General features: G+C 58.8%; 5 protein-coding genes and 1 pseudogene. 4 read left to right on the forward strand and 2 right to left on the reverse strand.

All coding sequences use genetic code 11. The annotated features are described in order from the left end of the window. Positions 1-445, forward strand: a pseudogene (locus tag NW809_RS11250) (arginine decarboxylase); the annotation flags it as partial. A 265-nt stretch (positions 446-710) separates the two neighbouring features. Here NW809_RS11250 and NW809_RS11255 read toward each other — a convergent pair. Beyond that, complete coding sequence (locus NW809_RS11255; RefSeq protein WP_011429048.1) at positions 711-2,015, reverse strand: metallophosphoesterase family protein; 1,305 nt, start codon at positions 2,013-2,015, stop codon at positions 711-713. A 118-nt stretch (positions 2,016-2,133) separates the two neighbouring features. Then, positions 2,134-2,385 (reverse strand): RNA recognition motif domain-containing protein, encoded by a 252-nt coding sequence (locus NW809_RS11260; protein ID WP_414402166.1) that lies wholly within the window; start codon positions 2,383-2,385, stop codon positions 2,134-2,136. Between the two features lie 379 nt (positions 2,386-2,764). Between NW809_RS11260 and NW809_RS11265 the strand changes: the two genes are divergently transcribed. The 3 genes from NW809_RS11265 to NW809_RS11275 form a co-directional block, all read left to right on the forward strand. Continuing rightward, entirely contained in the window at positions 2,765-2,941 is a 177-nt protein-coding gene (locus NW809_RS11265; protein WP_414402168.1) for an NblA/ycf18 family protein, read from the forward strand. Next, positions 2,941-3,267, forward strand: a complete 327-nt coding sequence (locus tag NW809_RS11270) for a DUF2499 domain-containing protein (RefSeq protein WP_011429044.1) — start codon at positions 2,941-2,943, stop codon at positions 3,265-3,267. Before NW809_RS11265 ends, NW809_RS11270 begins: the two co-directional genes overlap by 1 nt. Positions 3,268-3,270: 3 nt before the next feature. Next, positions 3,271-3,564: DUF3593 domain-containing protein (locus NW809_RS11275; protein WP_414402167.1), on the forward strand; the 294-nt coding region annotated here is incomplete at its 3' end.

Genomic DNA, 3,564 nt, shown 5'->3' on the forward strand with positions numbered 1-3,564 from the left:
GGACGAGGAGCCGCGCCAGTGGGCCACCCTGGCCGATCTGACCTGCGACAGCGACGGCAAGATCAACCGCTTCTTTGGCGAAGACGGGCAGATCACCTCGGTTTTGCCGCTGCACGATCCCAACGGGCAGCCCTACCTGCTGGGGGTGTTTCTGGGGGGCGCCTACCAAGAAATCCTGGGGGATCTGCACAACCTGTTTGGGGACACCAACGCGGTGCACATCCGCACCCGTCCCGGCGGCTACCAAGTCACCCAAGTCATCAAGGGGGACACCATCGGCGAAGTGCTGAGCTGGGTGCAGTACAACAGCGAAGACCTGGTGGAAACCCTCCACCACGCCACCGAAGCCGCTCTGCAACGGGGGCAGATCAGCCTGGCCCAGGCCCGCGCTTTGCAGCAGCACTTTGAAGACAACCTGCGGGCCTACACCTACTTGCACCCCTAGGTTCGGGGACAGCCCCAAAGTCCAGGTCAAAACAGCAAGGGATCCCGGCCCACAACCGGGATCCTTATTTCTGGCCAAAACAAAAAAGACTGGTGGCTGGGATGCCACCAGTCTTGGTCAGTTCCCTGTGAGTGAGCTGATGCCGTCGCTGCCAACGTCTTCAACCCAGCTCCAGTCTCTGGCGTTTTCCCCCCTCTCGAGGTGATCCAGATCACTCGGCAAGAACCCCTCAGCTAGCGGCCAAGGTTAAAACAGAGGCAGGGCCTTAAAACAAGGGCAATTGCTGCTCTTCCCCTTCAGCAAGGCTTGCAGGATCTGCCTCCTCCCTGTTGGCATTTCCCTCTGACAAGGGATCTGCTGCTTCCGCCAACAACTGACGAGCAGCGGCTAGCAACTCGTTGCGCAAGGGGGCCAGATCGCTGCGGTCGGCCAGATAGTGCTCCAGGGCCGTCAGGGGCTCTAGACAACTGGGATCCAGGGCCGGCAGGCGAATGCGGCTGGGGCTGACCACGTCTGGGACGAGAGTATAGCTGAAGGCAGGGGCGAGGGCCTGGTGCAGGGTCCGCTCGTCAACGCAATCGAGCTGGTCAGGGCGGAGGCGGTAGATCAGGCGCAGGATGGAGCCGGGTACAGGGGCCTTGGCAATGGCCTCCAGCAGTTTGGCCTGCACCTCTTGGGGGGGATAGGGGGTGAGATCAAGGCGGATGGAGTGAAAGGTGCGGGTGGGCAAGGGCAAAAATTCGTAGCTCGCCCCCGTGGCCGTCACCTCTGCCAACACACAACCTTTTTCCTCTTGTTCCTCCCCAAAGTCGACTCGCTCAATGCTGCCGGGATAGATTACCAAGGGATCCCGACACAACACCTGGTGACGGTGCACATGACCCAAAGCCACGTATTGGTAGGCGGGCCGCGCCAGCAGCGACAGGGGCACCGTCACTCCCTTGCCCACCGAAAGATGCCGCTCCGTCCCGTAGCGGGCTGTATCCACCATCACATGGGCCAACAAAATCGCCGGGATCCCTGGCTGCAAAGTGCGGATCTCCCCTTCCAGAGCCAGATCGAGGCGCTGCAGGAGCTGCTGAGTGAATACTTCGGCATTGAGATCCAGGCTCTCCTGGCGGGCAAGCAGGGTGGAGCGGTTTAGCCAAGGCAAGGTGGTCACCTGCACCGGGCCGCTGCGAGTTTCAATCCAATGGGTCTGCAGCCGATCCCCCACAACGAATCCCGCCACCCCCAGAGCGCGGTAGATGGCCAAGCTGTTGCCCTCTTGCCCCTGCCCGTACTGGTCGTGGTTGCCCACCAAGAGAACGGTCGGGATCCGGGCATCGGCCAGGCGGCGAAATTGTTGGGCAAAGAGCTCTTGGTGCAGCGGCGGCGGCGTCGCGTCGGGAAAGGCATCGCCCCCAAACAGCACCAGATCCACAGCCTGATCGAGGGCATGATCAATGCATAGGCGCAAAGAAGCGACAAAATCCTCCAAACGCGTGTTCAGCCCCGTAGCTGGGTTGATGGAGCCGTAGGCCAAGCCACTGCCCAAATGAATATCGGAAAAATGCAGCAGCTTCACCATCTCAAGCAGCCTTGAAGCCCTTCCATCCGTTGCCCTCACTCCTGCCCGCCGTTTGCCTGCCTTGCCAACTTTTGGATTGGCACCCCACTCGGAGTCAGATGAGGAATCCCCGCTGAAGCTAAGCCTGTCGGCGCGGCCTGGCTCGATCCAAACGCAAAGGTCGGCCCATAAATTCCTGGCCGTTGGCGACGTTGATGGCCTCCTCTTCCTCGGCCTCCGTGGCCAAATCCACAAATGCGAAGCCCCGTGTCTGGCCCGTTTCTCGGTCTATCGGGATTGTAACCGACTTAACGTTCCACCTCTGCTGGAAGAAAGCTGCTAGCTCTTCTGTTGAGGCTTTATAGTTTAGGTTTCCCACAAAAATGGTCATGGCAATTCAAGCAAAGCAAGGCGCGAATCGGAAAGAGCGGCAACCAAAGCTCAAGGTACTTCACTTTTATCACGGGGCCCCGCCTAATCGCACAACATGACAGGATGTAAAGGGATCGCCGCTCAAAAATCTTCGCACTTTCCCATCCAAAATGTGCTTTTGTCAAACTTTACGGGCGTGTACTTTTCCCGCTCCTTTGTTGAGTTTCCCCTCCAGCTCTGGCTCGACCGGTATCCGGAGGCCCTTGTCGTTTTGTTGCAACTTGTTAAACTAGATTGTTAAGATATGTATTGTCCTGCTTGCAGTGCTTGTTGGGAGCAGCGCTGGGATATCCTAGCGCGAGTCTCTCACCTACCCTAAGAGTCTCAAGGTGACGACAATGGAGGAAACGCTAGGTCTCTCTCTGGAGCAAGAATTTCGCCAGCGGGCTTTCAAGACGCTGGTAGCTCGCATGAGCCCTGAGCAGGCCAAGAACATCCTGGTCAAGCTGCACAAGCAAATGCTGTTGCAGGAGGCCACCTACCGCCAGTTGCTGCGCCATTCTCTTGAGGTTTGATGCACGCCCTTTCGTTTCCCACCTGGTGGATTCACATTGCCAGCGTCTTGGAATGGCTGGCGGCCATTGTTTGCGTGTGGCAGTTTGGGGAGCGAACGGGCCGGCCAGAGTGGCGCGGCTTGAGCTGGGCGATGTTGCCTGCTCTGGTGGGGGCAATGTGTGCCATTACCTGGCACTGGTTTGACAACGATCCCGCCCTCAACTGGGTGGTAACTGCCCAGGCGAGCTTGACACTTCTGGGCAATTGCACTCTGGCCTGGGCTGCCTACCGCATTTGGCGGGCGGAGCAGGCGGATCAGTCCCTTGGGAGGAGGGATCCAAGCTAGGCGATGGACAGTTTGTTTGCCCTTTCTCTATTTCCCTATTTGGCCTTCTTGTTTTTCCTGTCGCGGCTCCGCCGGATCCCGCGCCTGGCTTTGATCGGGTTTTGGCTGCTGCTACTGTTTGTGGCCGTCAGCATCCCGGCAGGGTTGTATGCCCAACTGCATTACGGCACTTCCCTGGCCAATGTGGATCCCTTGCATGGGGGAGCAGAGGCTTTCCTCACCCTCTCCAACATTCTGGTGGCCCTGGGCTTCAAGCAAGCCATTGACCAACAGGGATCCCCAGAGGTCGAGGAAGAC

The organism is Synechococcus sp. WC101, from assembly GCF_047461555.1.
Taxonomy (GTDB): Bacteria; Cyanobacteriota; Cyanobacteriia; order Thermostichales; family Thermostichaceae; genus Thermostichus.

Excerpts from the sequence above, each read along its gene's own strand:
- NW809_RS11260 (WP_414402166.1), bottom strand. The coding sequence starts at position 2,385 with ATGACCATTTTTGTGGGAAACCTAAACTATAAAGCCTCAACAGAAGAG.
- NW809_RS11255 (WP_011429048.1), bottom strand. The coding sequence starts at position 2,015 with ATGGTGAAGCTGCTGCATTTTTCCGATATTCATTTGGGCAGTGGCTTG.
- NW809_RS11270 (WP_011429044.1), top strand. The coding sequence starts at position 2,941 with ATGCACGCCCTTTCGTTTCCCACCTGGTGGATTCACATTGCCAGCGTC.
- NW809_RS11265 (WP_414402168.1), top strand. The coding sequence starts at position 2,765 with ATGGAGGAAACGCTAGGTCTCTCTCTGGAGCAAGAATTTCGCCAGCGG.